Here is a 19,710-nt window from a genome sequence, read left to right on the forward strand (position 1 = left end):
TCCACGACCGTAAGGTCACCAGCACCTGAAGCTGGCGTGTCTACCAATTTCACCACCTGGGCATCTCGTCAACGTGTGTACGTCGTCGATGGCGCGCACTATACGGAGCGCCTTTTTAACTGTAAACCCCTGCCAGCAAAAAAAATGATTTTTTTTACCAGCGGTGTTCAAAACGCCCTCCAGGCGTCGATACAAGGCTCCAGACGCGCCTTATATAGTCGGAAATTTCCCGTTTGATGGCGCCTATGCCAAACTAACCCGCATATAGACAAGGTGAAAACTCTCTAATGGCCGATTGGCAGTCCCTCGATCCCGAGGCCGCTCGTGAAGCGGAAAAATATGAAAACCCTATTCCCAGCCGCGAACTGATCCTTCAGCACCTTGCTGATCGGGGTTCGCCTGCTGCCCGCGAGCAACTGGTCGAAGAGTTTGGTCTGACCACAGAAGACCAGATCGAAGCCCTGCGCCGCCGTCTGCGTGCCATGGAGCGCGATGCTCAACTGATCTATACCCGCCGTGGCACCTATGCGCCGGTGGACAAGCTCGACCTGATCCTCGGTCGCATCAGCGGTCATCGCGACGGCTTCGGTTTCCTGGTGCCGGATGACGGCTCCGATGACCTGTTCATGAGTCCGGCGCAAATGCGTCTGGTGTTTGACGGCGACCGTGCTCTGGCCCGTGTTTCCGGCCTGGACCGTCGCGGTCGTCGCGAAGGCGTGATCGTTGAAGTGGTGTCCCGTGCCCACGAGAGCATCGTTGGCCGCTATTTCGAAGAAGGCGGTATCGGTTTCGTCGTTGCGGACAACCCGAAGATTCAGCAGGAAGTGCTGGTCACCCCGGGCCGCAACGCCAACGCCCAGATCGGTCAGTTCGTCGAGGTGAAAATCACCCACTGGCCGACCCCGCGCTTCCAGCCGCAAGGCGATGTGATTGAAGTCGTCGGCAACTACATGGCGCCTGGCATGGAAATCGATGTCGCCCTGCGCACCTACGACATTCCGCACGTTTGGCCTGAAGCCGTTCTGAAGGAAGCCGGCAAGCTCAAGCCGGAAGTCGAAGAGAAAGACAAAGAGAAGCGCGTCGACCTGCGCCATCTGCCGTTCGTCACCATCGACGGCGAAGATGCCCGCGATTTCGACGACGCGGTCTACTGCGAAGCCAAACCCGGCAAACTGCGCCTGTTCTCCGGCGGCTGGAAGTTGTACGTGGCGATTGCCGACGTTTCCAGCTACGTGAAGATCGGTTCGGCTCTGGACAACGAAGCCCAAGTGCGCGGCAACTCGGTGTACTTCCCCGAGCGTGTGGTGCCGATGCTGCCGGAGCAGCTCTCCAACGGCCTGTGCTCGCTGAATCCACATGTTGATCGTCTGGCCATGGTTTGCGAGATGACCATTTCCAAGTCCGGCGAAATGACCGACTACTGCTTCTATGAAGCGGTGATCCACTCCCACGCCCGTCTGACCTACAACAAGGTCAGCGCGATGCTGGAAACGCCGAAAGCGACCGAAGGGCGCAAGTTGCGCGGTGAATACACCGATGTCTTGCCGCACCTCAAGCAGCTCTACGCGCTGTACAAGGTATTGCTGGCTGCCCGTCACGTGCGCGGCGCGATCGATTTCGAAACGCAGGAAACCCGGATCATCTTCGGTTCCGAGCGCAAGATTGCCGAAATCCGTCCGACTACCCGTAACGATGCACACAAGCTGATCGAGGAATGCATGCTGGCGGCCAACGTGGCCACTGCCGAATTCCTGAAGAAGCACGAAATCCCTGCGCTGTACCGCGTCCACGACGGCCCGCCACCGGAGCGTCTGGAAAAACTGCGCGCGTTCCTCGGTGAGCTCGGTCTGTCCCTGCACAAAGGCAAGGATGGCCCGTCGCCGAAGGACTATCAGGCCCTGTTGGCCAGCATCAAGGACCGTCCGGATTTCCACCTGATCCAGACCGTGATGCTGCGCTCCCTGAGTCAGGCGGTGTACAGCGCCCAGAACGAAGGCCACTTCGGCCTGAATTACGAAGCCTATACCCACTTCACCTCGCCGATCCGTCGTTACCCGGACCTGCTCACGCACCGGGCGATCCGCAGCGTGATCCATTCGAAACAGGACACCCCGCACGTTCGCCGTGCCGGTGCGATGACCATTCCGAAGGCGCGCATCTATCCGTACGACGAAGCAGCGCTGGAGCAACTCGGCGAGCAGTGCTCGATGAGCGAGCGCCGTGCCGACGAAGCGACCCGCGACGTAGTGAACTGGCTCAAGTGCGAGTTCATGAAAGACCGCGTGGGCGAATCGTTCCCGGGTGTGATCACTGCCGTGACCGGTTTCGGCCTGTTCGTCGAGCTGACCGATATCTATGTCGAAGGTCTGGTACACGTGACGGCGCTGCCGGGCGACTACTACCACTTCGACCCTGTGCATCACCGCCTGGCGGGCGAGCGCACCGGTCGCAGCTTCCGTCTTGGCGATACCGTTGAAGTGCGGGTCATGCGCGTCGATCTCGACGAGCGCAAGATCGACTTCGAGATGGCTGAAAAAACCATCAGCGCGCCGATCGGCCGCAAGAAGCGTGGCACCGAGACGACCGCTCCTGCAGCCAAGGTTGTGGAAGAAAAGGCTCCGGCAAAAACCGCCAGCCGTCGCCCGGCCAAGGAAAAGGCTGTCGAGGCTTATCGCCCAAGCGATGCCGTGGCGAAAAACGCCGAGCTGCGCAAAAGCCGTGAAATGAAGAAGGCCTTGCTGGCCGACGCCAAAAACGGTGGTAAAGCGGCGTCCGGGGGAAAGACCGGACGGTCGGCGCCTGACAAGGCCTCCGGCGGCAAGCCAGCCAAACCGAGCAAACACCGTAAAGGCCCGCCGAAAGCGGGTTCCGCTCCAGCCAAAAGTGGCGGGGCGCGTAAACCGAAGGCGAAGTCATGAGTCAGTTGGAAAAAATCTACGGCGTTCACGCGGTAGAAGCGTTGCTGCGTCACCACCCGAAACGCGTCAAACAGATCTGGCTGGCTGAAAGCCGCAACGATCCGCGGGTGCAGACGCTGATCGAGCTGGCAAACGAAAACCGGGTCCAGATCGGTCAGGCCGAGCGCCGTGAAATGGATGCCTGGGTCGAAGGCGTGCACCAGGGCGTGGTGGCGGACGTCAGTCCGAGCCAGGTCTGGGGCGAAGCGATGCTCGACGAGTTGCTCGATCGCACCGAAGGCGCGCCGTTGCTGTTGGTGCTAGACGGCGTGACCGACCCGCACAACCTCGGCGCCTGCCTGCGTTCGGCGGATGCTGCCGGTGCGCTGGCGGTCATCGTGCCGAAAGACAAGTCGGCCACTCTGACGCCCGTGGTGCGTAAAGTGGCTTGCGGCGCTGCGGAGGTGATTCCTCTGGTGGCGGTGACCAACCTTGCTCGCACATTGGAAAAACTCCAGCAGCGCGGGTTGTGGATTGTCGGCACGGCAGGTGAGGCCGAGGTCAGCATCTATGACCAGGACCTGACCGGCCCGACCATCCTGATCATGGGCGCCGAAGGCAAAGGCATGCGTCGCCTGACCCGCGAGCATTGCGATTACCTGGTGCATTTGCCGATGGCCGGTAGTGTCAGCAGTCTCAACGTCTCGGTTGCGACCGGCGTGTGCCTGTTCGAAGCCCAGCGCCAGCGCGGTGCCAAGGCCAAGGCGGCTGCCAAAAAAGCTTGAGCCTTACGCAGTCCAAAATGTGGGAGCGAGCCTGCTCGCGAAGCGGAGTTACATTCAGCATCATTGTTGGATGTTAAGCCGTCATCGCGAGCAGGCTCGCTCCCACAGTGTTTTCTGGTGTGGCAGAAAGTGTGACTGTTCAAATAATCACCAATTGCCTTGCACCTCTTCAGTCCCTTCTCTACAATTGCGCCCCTTGCTGTGACGGCAGGCATTCATGTGCCCCGCGCCAGCAAGTCCATAAGTGTCATTCACTCCTTGTCTGACCGTTTTTGAGCGGCAGGCTACAACCCGTAAGGAGCATTCATGCGTCATTACGAAATCATCTTTCTGGTCCACCCTGACCAGAGCGAGCAAGTCGGCGGCATGGTTGAGCGTTACACCAAGCTGATCGAAGAAGACGGCGGCAAAATCCACCGTCTGGAAGACTGGGGCCGTCGTCAACTGGCCTACGCAATCAACAATGTTCACAAGGCTCACTACGTGATGCTGAACGTTGAGTGCACCGGCAAGGCCCTGGCCGAGCTGGAAGACAACTTCCGCTACAACGATGCTGTGATCCGTAACCTGGTCATCCGTCGCGACGAAGCCGTTACCGGCCAGTCCGAGATGCTCAAGGCTGAAGAAAACCGCAGTGAGCGCCGTGAGCGTCGCGAACGTCCTGAGCACGATGGCAGCGCCGATGGCGATGACAGCGATAGCGACAGCGACAACAGCGATAACGCTGACGAGTAATCCACGGACCTTTTAAGGAGCCTATCAAATGGCACGTTTCTTCCGTCGTCGTAAATTCTGCCGCTTCACCGCTGAAGACGTGAAGGAGATCGACTACAAAGATCTCAACACTCTGAAAGCCTACGTATCCGAGACCGGCAAAATCGTTCCAAGCCGCATCACCGGTACCAAAGCTCGTTATCAGCGTCAGCTGGCCACCGCTATCAAGCGCGCCCGCTTCCTGGCCCTGCTGGCCTACACCGACAGCCACGGCCGCTGAGACCGGGCAGTCGACAAGTAGCAAAGGATTGAATGCATGCGTGCCTTAGCTGAGTTCATCATGCGCGGCCGTATGCAGGCCACTCTCGTAGTGGCCGGGTGTGCAACATTGCCGTTGTTGTATTGGTTGGGTGCTGCCGCCGGGAGCCTGGTGCTTCTGCGGCGCGGATTGGCCGACGCCCTGGGCGTCGTGTCACTGGGACTGCTGCCGGCATTGATCTGGTGGTTGTATGCCGATGACCCACGGGCACTTCTGGTGCTGCTGGGGTCTTCGGGGCTTGCGTTGGTGTTGCGCGCAAGCGAGTCTTGGGTCCGCACGCTGCTGGTCAGCGTAGCCATGGGGCTAGTGTTTTCAGTGGTGCTCGGGGCGGCGTTTGCGCCCCAGATCGAGATGCTGGCGCAGGCCTTGGTAAAGGTCATGCCCGCGCTTCTCGGTGATGCCTACCAACAATTGTCGGTAGACGAGCAGGCGCGTTTCGCGTCGCTGATCGCACCGGTCCTGACCGGCCTGATTGCGGCCTTGTTGCAGATCGTCAGCGTGCTGAGCCTGATTGTCGGGCGTTACTGGCAGGCGTTGTTGTACAACCCGGGTGGTTTTGGTCGCGAGTTTCGCGCCATCCGGATCCCGCTGGGACCGGCGATGTTGCTGCTGGCGTTAATGCTTCTGGGCCCGAATCTCGGTGCACAGATGGCCATGTTGACGCCGTTGTGCAGTGTACCGCTGGTGTTCGCCGGGCTGGCCCTGATTCACGGGCTGGTGGCGCAAAGGCGACTGGCCGGTTTCTGGCTGGTGGGGTTGTACGTAACGCTGTTGCTGTTCATGCAGCTGATCTATCCGTTGCTCGTGGTTCTGGCCATTGTCGACAGCCTGATTGATTTTCGCGGTCGGGTGTCGAAAGACACCGATAACGCGAACGGTGAAGGTTAAAAGTTAAGAGGATTTCCACATGCAACTGATCCTTCTGGAAAAAATCGCCAACCTGGGCAACCTGGGCGACAAAGTAAACGTTAAGGCTGGTTACGGCCGTAACTACCTGCTGCCTTTCGGCAAAGCCACCGCTGCGACCGCTGCCAACCTGGCTGCGTTCGAAGAGCGTCGCGCTGAGCTGGAAAAAGCCGCCGCAGACCGTAAAGCTTCGGCTGAAAGCCGTGCTGCCCAACTGGCCGAGCTGGAAGTGACCATCACTGCCACCGCTGGCGACGAAGGCAAGCTGTTCGGTTCGATCGGTACTCACGACATCGCTGACGCACTGACCGCCTCCGGCGTTGAAGTGGCGAAAAGCGAAGTTCGTCTGCCGAACGGCACCATCCGCAACGTGGGTGAATTCGACGTGGCTGTGCACCTGCACGCCGAAGTTGAAGCCACCGTACGCGTTGTCGTGGTAGCAGCTTAAGCAACACCCTGATCGACTGGCGGCTTGTCCGGCAGACGGTTAACATCGGGCACGATCCTGTTTACAGGTCGTGCCCTTTGTCTTTCTGCACTCCCTGCTTTTCCTGATTAAAAAGTGGCCATGAACGAAATCTCCGCTCCCGAGCAATACGATCTGCAAACCGCCGCGCTGAAGGTGCCGCCGCATTCCATCGAGGCCGAACAGGCCGTGCTCGGTGGTCTGATGCTGGACAACAACGCCTGGGAACGCGTGCTCGATCAAGTCTCCGACGGCGATTTCTACCGACATGACCACCGTCTGATTTTCCGTGCGATCGCCAAACTGGCCGATCAGAACCTGCCGATCGATGTCGTGACCCTTGCCGAGCAACTGGACAAGGAAGGTCAGACTTCGCAGGTCGGCGGCCTCGGTTACCTGGGTGAGCTGGCGAAAAACACGCCGTCCGTCGCCAACATCAAGGCCTATGCGCAGATCGTCCGCCAGCGCGCGACGTTGCGTCAGCTGATCGGTATCAGCACCGAAATTGCCGACAGCGCCTTCAATCCCGAAGGCCGCACCGCCGAGGAAATCCTCGACGAAGCCGAGCGGCAGATCTTCGCGATTGCCGAGGCCCGGCCAAAAACCGGCGGCCCGGTGGGTGTGAATGACCTGCTGACCAAGGCCATCGACCGCATCGACACCCTGTTCAACACTGCCGACTCGATCACCGGCCTGTCCACCGGCTACACCGACCTCGACGAGAAGACCAGCGGCCTGCAACCGGCCGACCTGATCATCGTCGCCGGCCGTCCGTCGATGGGTAAGACCACCTTCGCGATGAACCTGGTGGAAAACGCCGTGTTGCGCAGCGACAAAGTGGTGCTGGTGTACTCCCTCGAGATGCCAGGCGAATCGCTGATCATGCGTATGCTGTCGTCCCTCGGCCGTATCGACCAGACCAAGGTACGTTCCGGCCAGTTGGAAGACGACGACTGGCCGCGTCTGACCTCGGCGGTCAATCTGCTCAACGACCGCAAGCTGTTCATCGATGACACCGCCGGCATCAGTCCGTCGGAGATGCGTGCCCGGACCCGGCGGCTGGTGCGCGAGCACGGCGACATCGGCCTGATCATGATCGACTACCTGCAGCTGATGCAGATCCCGGGTTCCAGCGGCGACAACCGGACCAACGAGATTTCCGAGATCTCCCGATCCCTGAAAGCCCTGGCCAAGGAATTCAACTGCCCGGTGGTCGCCCTGTCGCAGCTCAACCGCTCCCTGGAACAGCGTCCCAACAAGCGCCCGGTGAACTCCGACTTGCGGGAATCCGGAGCGATCGAGCAGGACGCCGACGTGATCATGTTCGTGTACCGGGATGAGGTGTATCACCCGGAAACCGAACACAAGGGCATCGCCGAAATCATCATCGGCAAACAGCGGAACGGTCCGATCGGCTTCATTCGCCTGGCTTTCATCGGCAAATACACACGTTTCGAAAACCTCGCGCCGGGCAGTTACAACTTCGACGACGACGAGTAACGCAATTGATCACGTCAGCTGATCAAACAGTTTCTGGGCAACCCTGGGGCTGATGAACTCCCGCCATATCCGTTGGTGGGGCCGACCAGCCTGTTCTTCGCGCTGTTGAAACGAGCTGCCGAGCCTGCGCTGTTCAAGGGTTTTCAGGTGTGCGCCCTTGACGGTGTAATCCAGCGCAGCGCGGTCCTGCCTGTCGTAGTGAAAGTGGGCCTCCCACAAGGGCGTGTTATCCGAGCGGTCGATGATCGAGTAAACGTCCAGGAATGACTTGTCTTTGCCCTTGCCCAGTTGCTTGCGCTCCACCGTTTTGACCACCTTGAGTTGAGCATGCTCAAGCAGGAAGTTCAGGCGCGGGACGTCCAGCACATCCTTGTTTTTGTACATCCGTATCAAAATATCCTGGCCTTTGGCGCCCATTGAGTCGGCGGCAGCTTTCAGTCGGCTGATCAAGTGGGAGGTTTCAGCGCCTGCTGCCGTTTGCCCGAGGAGCTCGAGGTGTTTCGCCAGACCTGCGAGTCGATCCGTCTCGGCACCCAGATATTCGACAATGGTGGTCGGGTTGTCCTTTCGGCTTTCCATCAATCGAGCCTGGGCCAGGTACGCCTCCACGTTACCAAGGCGCGCCAGCGCTTCGCTGACCAGCTGAGGTCTGGAGGTCGGGGCCGGGGCGGAACGTACGGGCTGCCACTCACCTTCTTTCATTTCGTAGCGTTGAGGGGGATCGTTCGGTTTGAACAGGTCGGGAACGCTGAGGGTGATGCGGCCGTCGGCAGCGGTGTCCGGCACGCCGACCAGCACACGGTAAGTGCCATTTTGACGGGTTCGGAACAACTTTCGCGGCGCCGCGTCTCCGGCGGCTCCGGTAACTTGTCCAGGGAGGAAGTCGAAATCGATTTCCTGATCGTAGCCGGGCAGTTCTTGGTTGTTGTCAATCCGGTCAAAGATATCGTTCAGCCGGGTTTCGATTTTCGATTCAAAGGCATCGAGCAGGGTCAGTGCCTTCCTGACGTACTCTGCCTTGGCCGGCGTTGTCGACGCGAGCAATGCCTCCAGGCCTGCTTTGTCGCTTTTGATGTTTTCGATCGTCAATTGCAATGCAAGAGGTTCGGAGTACCCGAAGACTTCGTTCAGATCCTGCTTGAGCAAGTGCATGGCCATGGCACTGCGCATGCCGTGATCCTGCGGATTCTGCGGATCGTCGGAGATCAGGCGCAGGCAAATGTTGTATTGGCTGGATTGGATCTGATCCACCGTGGGCACTTTGCGATTCATCTCCTCCAGAACCGCCAGGGCGCTGCGGTCAGCCTTCTGAATCTGATCCATCACGGTCTGACGCTCGTCCATGATCTTCAGCTTTTTGTCGAGGTGGACGAGGTTGCGCTTGAGCGACTCGACGGTGATTGCATGCAGGGTTGGCAGAGCTCTGCGGTCCATGACTGCAAGCAGTTTGTTGAAGTAGTCGATTCTGTTGATCTGCTGAGCATGAAGCTCGGCTTTATAGAGTCCGCCTGCCTTGAGCAATATCAGCCAGTCCCGGTTGTCGATGAGTGACTTGACGTAATCGGCCTGCATTCTTGTGTGCTTGATCACATGCACTTCGATCTCGATCAGCGCGGCCTTTTCGGCGTCACTGCCCTCAGGCAAGGGTTGGGCACGGCGCCAGAGTTCGCCATAGCGCGTGTTGGAAGCGGTCAGGGCATCGAAGGCATTCCTGATGGGCTCATGCCGTTGGAGCAGATAGGTTTTGTTGTGCTGAGCGATTGCACTGCGACGCATGCCTCCCTTGAGCCCATGCAGACTGGGAACCCAAAAACCTTCGGCAGTGCGAGTGATGGCCAGGGTGGAGCCGGCCCGACTGGCGCGGTAGGTGTTTTCGCTGTCGGAGGCGACCGGATCCTTCGACGCGACGATGCGCCAGACGGTGTGCGCGGGAGAGGAGGCGTCAACGTCGCGCATCACCTGATAGGCGCGGCTTTCAATGACCACGTAGCGCTTGCCTTCGAAGTTGTGCAGCCCCTCGCTGTCCGGCGCGATGCCAGAGAAATCCAGGCCTGTCCGGAATGCGTCCAGTCGACTGGAAGTCAGTGCAAGGGGCCCGGCTTGGAACTCATCCAGTGGATACCAGCGTTTGCTCTGGGGATCCTGCAAGAGAACAGGGCCCGAGGGGTTCAACTCATTGCTGAGTCTGATGCGGTAGATGCGGCTTTCAGGGTCCAGGCCAACTTGCACAATGCTGCCATCGTACGCTTCGACGAACAGTCGCCCCTTGAAGGTTCTGAAACCCTGTGTGTCGGCCTCCGGCAGTCGGACACCGGAAGGAATGCCATAGGTTTCGAGCCTGAGTCTTCTCGGTGAAGCCGTCGGGTTTGAGAGGCTTTCGGCGAATGTCACGGACGGTGCGGGAGAGATCGTGTCCGGGCCGTCGATTGCCGGGAGGCTGGCGTGTGCGGGACGCGGCGTGAACAGGCGGGTGTCCGCAGGAACCGGAGGCGAAGTGGAGTGCTCCGGAAAATGTCCGGTCACAGGTCTCGAAGGCGGATTGTGCACTTCGACGGTCGTGACGCCTATGGAGGGTGGTTTTGCAGGCATGCGTATTCATCCTTGAATAAGTGAACCCGTTTGTTGAACAGAGAGCGTGGCGGCGGGCGGTGCGACGAGAAACCGACCACAGTCGTCGGAATTGGTCAAAATTTGTGCTATATTCCGCGCCCGCGAAATTCAATGAAAGCCAACACCGGTTATCGACATGCAAGCAGCCAAGCCGTTATTTGACTATCCAAAATATTGGGCCGAATGTTTCGGGCCAGCGCCGTTCCTGCCGATGAGCAGGGAGGAGATGGATCAGCTTGGCTGGGATTCCTGCGACATCATCATTGTCACGGGTGATGCCTACGTCGATCACCCGTCGTTCGGCATGGCGATCATCGGCCGGCTGCTGGAGTCGCAAGGCTTCCGCGTCGGGATCATCGCGCAGCCGAACTGGCAGTCCAAAGACGACTTCATGAAGCTCGGCGAGCCGAACCTGTTCTTCGGCGTCGCGGCCGGCAACATGGACTCAATGATCAACCGCTACACCGCGGACAAGAAAATCCGTTCCGACGACGCCTATACCCCAGGCGGCATGGCCGGCAAACGTCCGGACCGCGCGAGCCTGGTTTACAGCCAGCGCTGCAAGGAAGCCTACAAGCACGTGCCGATCGTGCTCGGCGGCATCGAAGCCTCCCTGCGCCGCATCGCCCACTACGACTACTGGCAGGATCGCGTACGCAACTCGATCCTGATCGACGCCAGCGCCGACATCCTGCTGTACGGCAACGCCGAGCGGGCGATTGTCGAAGTCGCCCAGCGTCTGTCCTACGGTCACAAGATCGAAGAAATCACCGATGTGCGCGGCACCGCGTTCATCCGTCGTGACACCCCTGCGGGCTGGTACGAAGTCGACTCCACGCGCATCGACCGTCCGGGCAAGATCGACAAGATCATCAACCCGTACGTCAACACCCAGGACACTCAGGCCTGCGCCATCGAGCAGGAGAAGGGGCCGGTTGAAGACCCGGAAGAAGCCAAGGTCGTACAGATCCTGGCCAGCCCGAAAATGACCCGCGACAAGACCGTGATCCGCCTGCCGTCGATGGAAAAGGTGCGTAACGACCCGGTCCTGTACGCCCACGCCAACCGCGTGCTGCACCTGGAAACCAACCCGGGCAATGCCCGTGCGCTGGTGCAGAAGCATGGCGAGATCGACGTCTGGTTCAACCCGCCGCCGATTCCGATGACCACCGAAGAAATGGACTATGTGTTCGGCATGCCTTACGCACGTGTTCCGCACCCTGCGTACGGCAAGGAAAAAATCCCGGCCTACGACATGATCCGCTTCTCGGTGAACATCATGCGTGGCTGCTTCGGTGGCTGCACGTTCTGCTCGATCACCGAGCACGAAGGCCGGATCATCCAGAACCGTTCCGAAGAGTCGATCATTCGCGAAATCGAAGAAATCCGCGACAAGGTGCCGGGTTTCACTGGCGTCATTTCCGACCTCGGCGGCCCGACCGCGAACATGTACCGCATCGCCTGCAAGAGCCCGGAAATCGAATCCGCGTGCCGCAAGCCGTCCTGCGTGTTCCCGGGCATCTGCCCGAACCTGAACACCGACCACTCGTCGCTGATCCAGCTCTATCGCAGCGCCCGTGCGCTGCCGGGTGTGAAGAAGATCCTGATCGCCTCCGGCCTGCGTTACGACCTTGCGGTCGAGTCGCCGGAGTACGTCAAGGAGCTGGTGACGCACCACGTCGGTGGTTACCTGAAGATCGCCCCGGAACACACCGAGGAAGGTCCGCTCAACCAGATGATGAAACCGGGGATCGGCACCTACGATCGCTTCAAGCGCATGTTCGAGAAGTACACCAAGGAAGCCGGGAAAGAGCAGTACCTGATTCCTTACTTCATCGCCGCGCACCCGGGCACCACCGACGAAGACATGATGAACCTGGCCCTGTGGCTCAAGGGCAACGGCTTCCGTGCCGATCAGGTGCAGGCGTTCTATCCGTCGCCGATGGCCACCGCTACCGCGATGTACCACTCGGGCAAGAACCCGCTGCGCAAGGTCACCTACAAGAGCGACGGCGTGACCATCGTCAAGAGCGAGGAGCAGCGTCGTCTGCACAAGGCGTTCCTGCGTTATCACGACCCGAAAGGCTGGCCGATGCTGCGTGAAGCGCTGACCCGCATGGGCCGCGCCGACCTGATCGGGCCGGGCAAGCATCAGTTGATCCCGCTGCACCAGCCGGCCACCGACAGCTACCAGAGTGCCCGTCGCAAGAACTCGACACCGGCCGGCAGTCACAAGGTCGCGAAAGAGAAAACCACCAAGATCCTCACCCAGCACACCGGTCTGCCACCGCGCGCCAGTGACGGCGGCAATCCATGGGACAAGCGTGAACAGGCCAAGGCCGCGGCGTTCGCCCGCAACCAGCAGGCCGCCAAGGAACGCAAGGAAGCGGCGAAAGGCAAAGGGCCGAAACCGGCACGCAAGCCGGTCGTACCGCGTTGAAGCGCACTTGAGCTGAACAGAACGCCAACCTTCGGGTTGGCGTTTTGCTGATCGTTCCCACGCTCTGCGTGGGAATGCCTCCAGGGACGCTCCGCGTCCAGTGACGCAGAGCGTCACGGGCTGCATTCCCACGCGGGAGCGTGGGAACGATCAAGTATCCGGCCGCTTTCGCAACATTTGCGTGCAACTGTGCCAAAGCATTTCACCGCATCGCCCGATTTTGGTGCTGTACTGCCCTAAGCATTCCGGGAAAGCGCCCAAGCCTCTGCATGGCATAAGTCTTGCGCGCTTTCGAATACGCTTGGGCTCGCAGGAGGCACGCCGTGTCGATTCATGTCGCATTGCATCACGTCACGCATTACCGCTACGACCGCGCTGTCGAACTCGGCCCGCAGATCGTGCGTCTGCGCCCGGCTGCCCACAGCCGCACGCGGATTCTGTCCTATTCGCTGAAAGTCTCGCCCGAGCAGCACTTCATCAACTGGCAGCAGGACCCCCAGGGCAACTACCTCGCACGGTTGGTGTTCCCCGAGAAAACCGCCGAACTGCGGATCGAGGTCGATCTGCTGGCCGAAATGGCGGTGTTCAACCCGTTCGACTTCTTCCTCGAGCCCTACGCCGAGAAAATCCCCTTCGCCTACGCCGCCGACGAACGCAAGGAGCTGGCGCCGTACCTCGAAACCCTGCCGCTGACGCCTAAATTCAAGGCCTATCTGGATGCCATCGACCGCACGCCGTTGCCGGCCGTGGATTTCCTGGTGGCGCTCAATCAGCGTCTGAGCGAAGACATCAATTACCTGATCCGCATGGAACCGGGTGTGCAAACCCCGGAGCATACCCTCGAACACGCCTCCGGCTCCTGCCGGGATTCGGCGTGGCTGCTGGTGCAACTGCTGCGAAACCTCGGGCTGGCGGCGCGTTTCGTCTCCGGTTACCTGATTCAACTGACCGCCGACGTGAAAAGCCTCGACGGCCCGTCCGGCACCGAAGTGGACTTCACCGACCTGCACGCGTGGTGCGAGGTGTATCTGCCCGGCGCCGGCTGGATCGGCCTTGATGCGACGTCGGGGCTGTTCGCCGGTGAAGGGCATATCCCGCTGGCCTGCAGTCCCGATCCGTCCTCGGCGGCGCCGATCAGTGGTCTGGTGGAGCCTTGCGAGTGTGAATTCAGCCACGAAATGTCCGTGGAGCGGATCTGGGAAGCACCCCGGGTCACCAAGCCCTACACCGATGAGCAATGGCTGGCGATCCAGTCGCTGGGCCGGCAGATCGATGCCGACCTGCTGGAAGGCGATGTGCGCCTGACCATGGGCGGCGAACCGACCTTCGTGTCCATCGACGACCCGGATGGCGCCGAGTGGAACACCGCCGCGCTGGGCCCGGACAAGCGCCGGCTCTCCGCCGAACTGTTCCAGCGCCTGCGCAAACATTACGCGCCCAAGGGGTTGGTGCATTTCGGTCAGGGCAAGTGGTATCCGGGCGAGCAACTGCCGCGCTGGTCGCTGAATTGCTACTGGCGCCGCGACGGCGTGCCGATCTGGCATAACAATGCACTGATCGCCGATGAGCAGCAGGATTACGGCGCCACGGGTGAACTGGCCGGGCGCTTTCTGGCGAGTGTCGCCGAACGCCTGAAACTGCCGACACGCTTCGTTTTCCCGGCCTACGAAGACAATTTCTATTACCTCTGGCGCGAGGGCGCCTTGCCGAGCAACGTCAGCGCCGAAGACTCGCGTCTGGAGGAGCCGCTGGAACGTGCGCGACTGCGCAAGGTGTTCAGTCAGGGGCTGGACAAGGTCATCGGCCAGGTGCTGCCGCTGGCGCGCACCGCCAAGGGCGATCAGTGGCAGAGCGGGCGCTGGTACCTGCGCGATGAGCATTGCCGGTTGGTGCCGGGGGATTCACCGCTGGGCTATCGCCTGCCGTTGGGTTCACAGCCCTGGGTGAAGGCGGCGGAGTACCCGTTCATTCATCCGAACGACCCGAATCAGGATTTCCCCGAGCTGCCCGAAACAGCGCAGCTCAACCAACACGGTGAGCCGGCTCCGGCGTACGATCGTGTGCCGAAAATCGACGAGTCCGCCGACTGGCTGACCCGCACCGCCTTCTGCGCCGAGGCCCGGGAAGGCCGGTTGTACCTGTTCATGCCGCCGCTGGAGCGGGTCGAGGATTATCTGGAACTGGTCGCGGCCATCGAAGCCACCGCCGAGGAGCTGCATTGTCCGGTATTGCTGGAGGGCTATGAGCCGCCGAGCGATCCGCGCCTGAACAACTTTCGCATCACCCCGGATCCCGGCGTCATAGAGGTCAACGTGCAGCCGTCGGCGGCGTGGGACGAGTTGGTCGAGCGCACCGAATTTCTGTACGAAGAAGCGCGCCAGACCCGACTGTCCACCGAGAAATTCATGGTCGACGGGCGGCACACCGGCACCGGCGGCGGCAACCATTTCGTCCTCGGCGGCGCGACACCGGGTGACTCACCGTTTCTGCGCCGCCCGGACCTGCTGCGTAGCCTGATCAGCTACTGGCACAACCATCCTTCGCTGTCCTACCTGTTTTCCGGTCTGTTCATCGGCCCGACCTCTCAGGCGCCGCGAGTCGATGAAGCGCGCAACGATGCGTTGTATGAGCTGGAAATCGCTTTCGCGCAGATGCCGGCGCCGGGAGAAGAGTGCGCCCCATGGCTGGTGGATCGGCTGTTGCGCAATCTGCTGATCGACGTTACCGGCAACACCCACCGCGCCGAGTTCTGCATCGACAAGCTCTATTCACCGGACGGCGCCACCGGGCGCCTCGGGTTGCTGGAGTTGCGTGGTTTCGAAATGCCACCCCATGCGCGCATGAGCCTGGCGCAGCAGCTGTTGTTGCGAGCGCTGGTGGCGCGGTTCTGGCGCGAGCCCTATGCGCCACCGAAACTGGCGCGCTGGGGTACGGAGCTGCACGACCGCTTCATGCTGCCGCACTTCATCGAGCAGGACTTCGCCGACGTCATCGTCGAGCTCAACAGTGCCGGTTATCCGCTGCGTGCCGAATGGTTTGCGGCTCATCTGGAATTCCGCTTTCCCAAAGTCGGCGATTACGCCGTCAACGGCATCGAGCTGGAATTGCGTCAGGCTCTCGAACCCTGGCATGTGCTGGGCGAGGAGGGCGCGGCGGGCGGTACGGTGCGCTACGTCGACTCATCGCTGGAGCGCTTGCAGGTCAAACTCACGGGGCTGCCGCCGCAGCGCTATCTGCTGACCTGCAATGGCATCCCGGTGCCGCTGCAACCGACCGGACGGGTTGGCGAGTTTGTCGCGGGTGTGCGTTTCCGCGCGTGGCAACCGGCCAATTGCCTGCAACCGACGATCCCGGTGCATGCGCCGCTGGTATTCGACTTGCTCGATACCTGGATGCAGCGCTCGCTGGGCGGCTGCCAGTACCACGTCGCCCATCCGGGCGGGCGCAATTACGAAACGCTGCCGGTCAACGCCAACGAAGCGGAGAGCCGGCGCATGGCGCGTTTCTTCCGCATCGGACATACGCCGGGGAAGCTTCCGATACCGAACCTGACAATCTCCGACGAGCTGCCGATGACACTCGATTTACGACGTTTCTAAGTCGTACGCGACGCCCGGATTTTTCGTATATCCGGGCGTCATGTGCCTGCGTTAGTCTGACCGTTCCTTGCCGGCTGCCGAGCTTTCCATGCCTGACCTGCTTGACCGCTACCCGCTGACGGCGGGCACCTATCACGAACTGCTCGACGACAGCGGGGCGGTGCGCCCGCACTGGCGGCGACTGGTCGACCAATTGCAGCGCAGCACCCCGGCGCAACTGGTGCAGCGTCAGGCGTTGCTGACCCGGCAGATTCAGGAAAACGGTGTCACCTACAACGTCTATGCCGACCCCAAGGGGGCGGACCGTCCGTGGGAACTGGATCTGCTGCCCCACGTGATCGCCGCTGACGAGTGGCAACAGCTGTCTGCCGGAATCGCCCAGCGCGCGCGGCTGCTCAATGCGGTGCTGGCGGACCTGTATGGCCCGCAGCAGTTGATCCGCGAAGGCTTGTTGCCGGCGGAGCTGGTGTTCGGCCACAACAACTTTCTCTGGCCCTGTCAGGGCATTGCGCCGCCGGACGGGGCCTTTCTGCATCTGTATGCCGTGGATCTGGCGCGCACGCCGGACGGACGCTGGTGGGTGACGGCGGATCGCACTCAGGCGCCATCGGGGGCCGGGTATGCGCTGGAAAATCGCACCATCGTGTCCCGCGCCTTCCCCGAGTTGTACCGGGATCTGAAGGTGCAACATCTGGCCGGCTTCTTCCGCACCCTGCAGGAAACTCTGGCCCATCAGGCCCCGTGCGACGATGACGCGCCGCTGGTGGTGCTGCTGACCCCGGGGCGTTTCAACGAGAGCTATTTCGAGCACCTTTATCTCGCACGCCAGCTTGGTTATCCGCTGGTGGAGGGCGGTGACCTGACGGTGCGTGATGCCACGGTCTACCTGAAAACCCTCAGTGGCCTGCGCCGGGTGCACGCGATCATGCGCCGGCTCGACGACGACTTCTGTGATCCGCTGGAGTTGCGCACGGATTCGGCGCTGGGCGTTCCGGGATTGCTGGAGGCGGTGCGTCAGGGCCGGGTTCTGGTCGCCAATGCACTGGGCAGTGGAGTACTGGAGTCGCCGGGGCTGCTGGGGTTCCTGCCGAAGATCAATCAGTACCTGTTCGGTGAAGATCTGATCCTGCCGTCCATTGCCACGTGGTGGTGCGGCGAAGCGCCGGTGCTGGCCCAGGCCCTGGAAAAATTGCCGGAGCTGCTGATCAAACCGGCGTTCCCTTCGCAAAGCTTTACGCCGGTATTGGGTCGGGATCTGAGCGAAAAACAGCGTGAAAGCCTCGCTGCGCGCATGCAGGCCCGCCCTTATGCGTATGTCGCGCAAGAACTTGCGCAGCTGTCTCAGGCGCCGATCTGGCAGCCCGAGGACGGGCAACTGCAACCCCGGGCAATCGGCATGCGCATGTACGCGGTGGCCAGTCACGACGGTTATCGGGTGCTGCCCGGTGGCCTGACCCGGGTCGCGGCCGAAGCCGATGCCGAAGTGGTGTCGATGCAGCGCGGTGGCGCGAGCAAGGACACCTGGGTGCTGGGGGATCGACCGCCGAGCGGGGAACAGTGGAAAGCCCAGCGCAATATCGGCGTGCCTGATCTGGTGCGGCGCGATCCGTACCTGCCGTCGCGGGTGGTGGAGAATCTGTTCTGGTTCGGCCGTTACTGCGAGCGCTGTGACGACAGCGCGCGGTTGTTGCGGATCATGCTGGCGCGGTACGTCGACGGTGATGATCCACAGGCCTTGCAGGCCGCTGTGGATCTGGGCGAGCGGCTGATGCTGCTGCCGGATGAAGGTGAACTTCCGGAACGCTTGCTCGCGGCACTGCTCGGCGAGGACTGGTCGTTCAGCCTGCGCTCCAACCTGCAGCGCTTGCAGTGGGCGGCTTCGCAGGTGCGCGGCAAGTTGTCCCGGGAAAACTGGCAGGCGCTGGTGGAGTTGCAACGTGAGGCTTCGGAACTTGACACCGACGAACCGGACTTCGGCGAGCTGCTGGATTTTCTAAACCGGCTGGTGATGTCGCTGGCGGCGCTGTCCGGGTTTGCCCTCGACGACATGACCCGTGACGAAGGCTGGCGCTTCCTGATGATCGGCCGGCGCATCGAACGCCTGCAATTTCTCAGCAGCAGCCTTGCGGGTTTTCTGCGCGGCGCCGGGGCGTTCGATCAGGCCGGGCTTGAGTGGTTGCTGGAGCTGGGCAACAGCAGCATCACCTATCGCTCGCGTTATTTGGCAGTGGCGCAGTTGATTCCGGTGCTCGACCTGTTGCTGCTGGATGAGCAGAACCCCCATGCGGTGTTGTTCCAGTTGAAACTTGTGACTCGCACCCTCAAGCGTTTGAATGATGACTTCGGAGTGCCGAGGGAGGCAGGATTGCCGACGCTGGTCGAGCGTCTGGCGCGTTTCGACTTGAGCTGTCTGGAGAATCCTTTGTTCGGCGAACCCAGCGTGCGCGCGGCCCTCGACGGTCTGGCGGATCTGCTGCAGGAGATCGCCGACGCCAGCAGTCAGGTGTCGGATCGTCTGGCCCTGCGCCATTTCGCCCATGTCGATGATGTCAGCCAGCGCACGGTGTCCGTCTGATGAGCGCCCATTACCAGATCCTTCACGACACGTGCTATCGCTACGACAGTCCGGTGTCCCTGGCCCAGCAACTGGCGCACCTGTGGCCGCGCGAATGCGAGTGGCAGCGTTGCACCGAACAGCAATTGCTGATCAGTCCGGAGCCGACCACCCGCCGTGACGAGCAGGATGTGTTCGGCAATCCGCTCACCCGCCTGGCCTTCGAACGGCCGCATGATGAATTGCAGGTCAACGCACGGCTGACGGTGGAAGTGCTGGCGCGACCCGTGGTGGATTTCCAGCAGTCACCGGCCTGGGAGTTGACGCGCAACGTGCTGACTTACAGCAGTCAGCCGTTGTCTGCCTCGTTGCTGGAAGCCTGTCGCTATCGATTCCAGTCGCCCTACGTGCACCTGAAGCGCAGTTTCGTCGAGTTCTCGGAGAGCTGTTTCCCGGCCGGCAGGCCTCTGATGCTGGGTGTGCAGGCCCTGATGCAGAAGATTTTCAGCGAATTCACCTTCGATGCCGAAGCGACGCAAGTCGCGACGCCGCTGGTGGAAGTGCTGGAGCGCCGACGCGGGGTCTGTCAGGACTTTGCGCATCTGATGCTTGCCTGTGTGCGCTCACGCGGGCTGGCGGCGCGTTACGTCAGCGGTTACCTGCTGACCCAACCGCCACCGGGGCAGCCACGGTTGATCGGCGCCGATGCGTCCCATGCCTGGGTCTCGGTGTTTTGCCCGGTGCTGGGCTGGGTGGATTTCGATCCGACGAACAACGTGCAGCCGGCGCTGGAGCACATCACCCTGGCCTGGGGTCGGGATTTCTCTGATGTCTCGCCGTTGCGCGGGGTGATTCTGGGGGGAGGGAGCCATGATCCGGAGGTGCGGGTCACGGTGATGCCGCTGGAGTAAGTGCGATCC

General features: G+C 61.3%; 13 protein-coding genes. 12 read left to right on the forward strand and 1 reads right to left on the reverse strand.

Features of this window, described 5'->3' with window-relative positions:
* The 8 genes from ACODTD_RS27950 to dnaB form a co-directional block, all read left to right on the forward strand.
* Window positions 1-237 (forward strand): hypothetical protein (locus ACODTD_RS27950; RefSeq protein WP_218569164.1); only part of this gene is annotated, 237 nt, incomplete at its 5' end.
* A 50-nt stretch (window positions 238-287) separates the two neighbouring features.
* The gene (rnr, locus tag ACODTD_RS27955) at window positions 288-2,918 is read left to right on the forward strand and encodes a ribonuclease R (protein WP_064379105.1); all 2,631 of its coding nucleotides are present in this window, start codon (window positions 288-290) and stop codon (window positions 2,916-2,918) included.
* Window positions 2,915-3,682: a 23S rRNA (guanosine(2251)-2'-O)-methyltransferase RlmB gene (rlmB, locus tag ACODTD_RS27960; RefSeq protein ID WP_007950704.1), complete on the forward strand. Its 768-nt coding sequence runs from the start codon at window positions 2,915-2,917 to the stop codon at window positions 3,680-3,682. Before rnr ends, rlmB begins: the two co-directional genes overlap by 4 nt.
* 306 nt (window positions 3,683-3,988) lie before the next feature.
* Window positions 3,989-4,417, forward strand: a complete 429-nt coding sequence (gene rpsF, locus ACODTD_RS27965) for a 30S ribosomal protein S6 (RefSeq protein ID WP_007950702.1) — start codon at window positions 3,989-3,991, stop codon at window positions 4,415-4,417.
* A 28-nt stretch (window positions 4,418-4,445) separates the two neighbouring features.
* Complete coding sequence (gene rpsR / locus ACODTD_RS27970) at window positions 4,446-4,676, forward strand: 30S ribosomal protein S18 (protein ID WP_002551829.1); 231 nt, start codon at window positions 4,446-4,448, stop codon at window positions 4,674-4,676.
* A gap of 36 nt (window positions 4,677-4,712) precedes the next feature.
* Entirely contained in the window at window positions 4,713-5,603 is an 891-nt protein-coding gene (locus ACODTD_RS27975) for a YybS family protein (protein ID WP_085611056.1), read from the forward strand.
* A gap of 19 nt (window positions 5,604-5,622) precedes the next feature.
* Window positions 5,623-6,069: a 50S ribosomal protein L9 gene (gene rplI / locus ACODTD_RS27980; RefSeq protein WP_003186385.1), complete on the forward strand. Its 447-nt coding sequence runs from the start codon at window positions 5,623-5,625 to the stop codon at window positions 6,067-6,069.
* A gap of 120 nt (window positions 6,070-6,189) precedes the next feature.
* Window positions 6,190-7,587: a replicative DNA helicase gene (gene dnaB, locus ACODTD_RS27985; RefSeq protein ID WP_011332193.1), complete on the forward strand. Its 1,398-nt coding sequence runs from the start codon at window positions 6,190-6,192 to the stop codon at window positions 7,585-7,587.
* Window positions 7,588-7,596: 9 nt separating this feature from the next.
* Here dnaB and ACODTD_RS27990 read toward each other — a convergent pair whose 3' ends face one another.
* On the reverse strand, window positions 7,597-10,176 hold the full coding sequence (locus tag ACODTD_RS27990; RefSeq protein WP_011332194.1) for a hypothetical protein: 2,580 nt from the start codon (window positions 10,174-10,176) through the stop codon (window positions 7,597-7,599).
* A gap of 157 nt (window positions 10,177-10,333) precedes the next feature.
* Between ACODTD_RS27990 and ACODTD_RS27995 the strand changes: the two genes are divergently transcribed.
* The 4 genes from ACODTD_RS27995 (at window position 10,334) to ACODTD_RS28010 (ending at window position 19,701) form a co-directional block, all read left to right on the forward strand.
* Window positions 10,334-12,637, forward strand: a complete 2,304-nt coding sequence (locus ACODTD_RS27995; protein WP_489105413.1) for a YgiQ family radical SAM protein — start codon at window positions 10,334-10,336, stop codon at window positions 12,635-12,637.
* 323 nt (window positions 12,638-12,960) lie between these two features.
* Entirely contained in the window at window positions 12,961-16,236 is a 3,276-nt protein-coding gene (locus tag ACODTD_RS28000) for a transglutaminase family protein (RefSeq protein WP_011332196.1), read from the forward strand.
* Window positions 16,237-16,324: 88 nt separating this feature from the next.
* Complete coding sequence (locus ACODTD_RS28005; protein ID WP_221615482.1) at window positions 16,325-18,811, forward strand: circularly permuted type 2 ATP-grasp protein; 2,487 nt, start codon at window positions 16,325-16,327, stop codon at window positions 18,809-18,811.
* Entirely contained in the window at window positions 18,811-19,701 is an 891-nt protein-coding gene (locus tag ACODTD_RS28010) for a transglutaminase family protein (protein WP_201817233.1), read from the forward strand. Before ACODTD_RS28005 ends, ACODTD_RS28010 begins: the two co-directional genes overlap by 1 nt.
* The last annotated feature ends 9 nt before the right edge of the window (window positions 19,702-19,710 follow it).

Source organism: Pseudomonas sp. FG35 (genome assembly GCF_057809295.1).

Coding starts and splice junctions, on each gene's coding strand:
- ACODTD_RS28005 (WP_221615482.1), top strand. CDS start 16,325: ATGCCTGACCTGCTTGACCGCTACCCGCTGACGGCGGGCACCTATCAC.
- rlmB (WP_007950704.1), top strand. CDS start 2,915: ATGAGTCAGTTGGAAAAAATCTACGGCGTTCACGCGGTAGAAGCGTTG.
- ACODTD_RS28010 (WP_201817233.1), top strand. CDS start 18,811: ATGAGCGCCCATTACCAGATCCTTCACGACACGTGCTATCGCTACGAC.
- rpsF (WP_007950702.1), top strand. CDS start 3,989: ATGCGTCATTACGAAATCATCTTTCTGGTCCACCCTGACCAGAGCGAG.
- dnaB (WP_011332193.1), top strand. CDS start 6,190: ATGAACGAAATCTCCGCTCCCGAGCAATACGATCTGCAAACCGCCGCG.
- rpsR (WP_002551829.1), top strand. CDS start 4,446: ATGGCACGTTTCTTCCGTCGTCGTAAATTCTGCCGCTTCACCGCTGAA.
- rplI (WP_003186385.1), top strand. CDS start 5,623: ATGCAACTGATCCTTCTGGAAAAAATCGCCAACCTGGGCAACCTGGGC.
- rnr (WP_064379105.1), top strand. CDS start 288: ATGGCCGATTGGCAGTCCCTCGATCCCGAGGCCGCTCGTGAAGCGGAA.
- ACODTD_RS27990 (WP_011332194.1), bottom strand. CDS start 10,176: ATGCCTGCAAAACCACCCTCCATAGGCGTCACGACCGTCGAAGTGCAC.
- ACODTD_RS27995 (WP_489105413.1), top strand. CDS start 10,334: ATGCAAGCAGCCAAGCCGTTATTTGACTATCCAAAATATTGGGCCGAA.
- ACODTD_RS27975 (WP_085611056.1), top strand. CDS start 4,713: ATGCGTGCCTTAGCTGAGTTCATCATGCGCGGCCGTATGCAGGCCACT.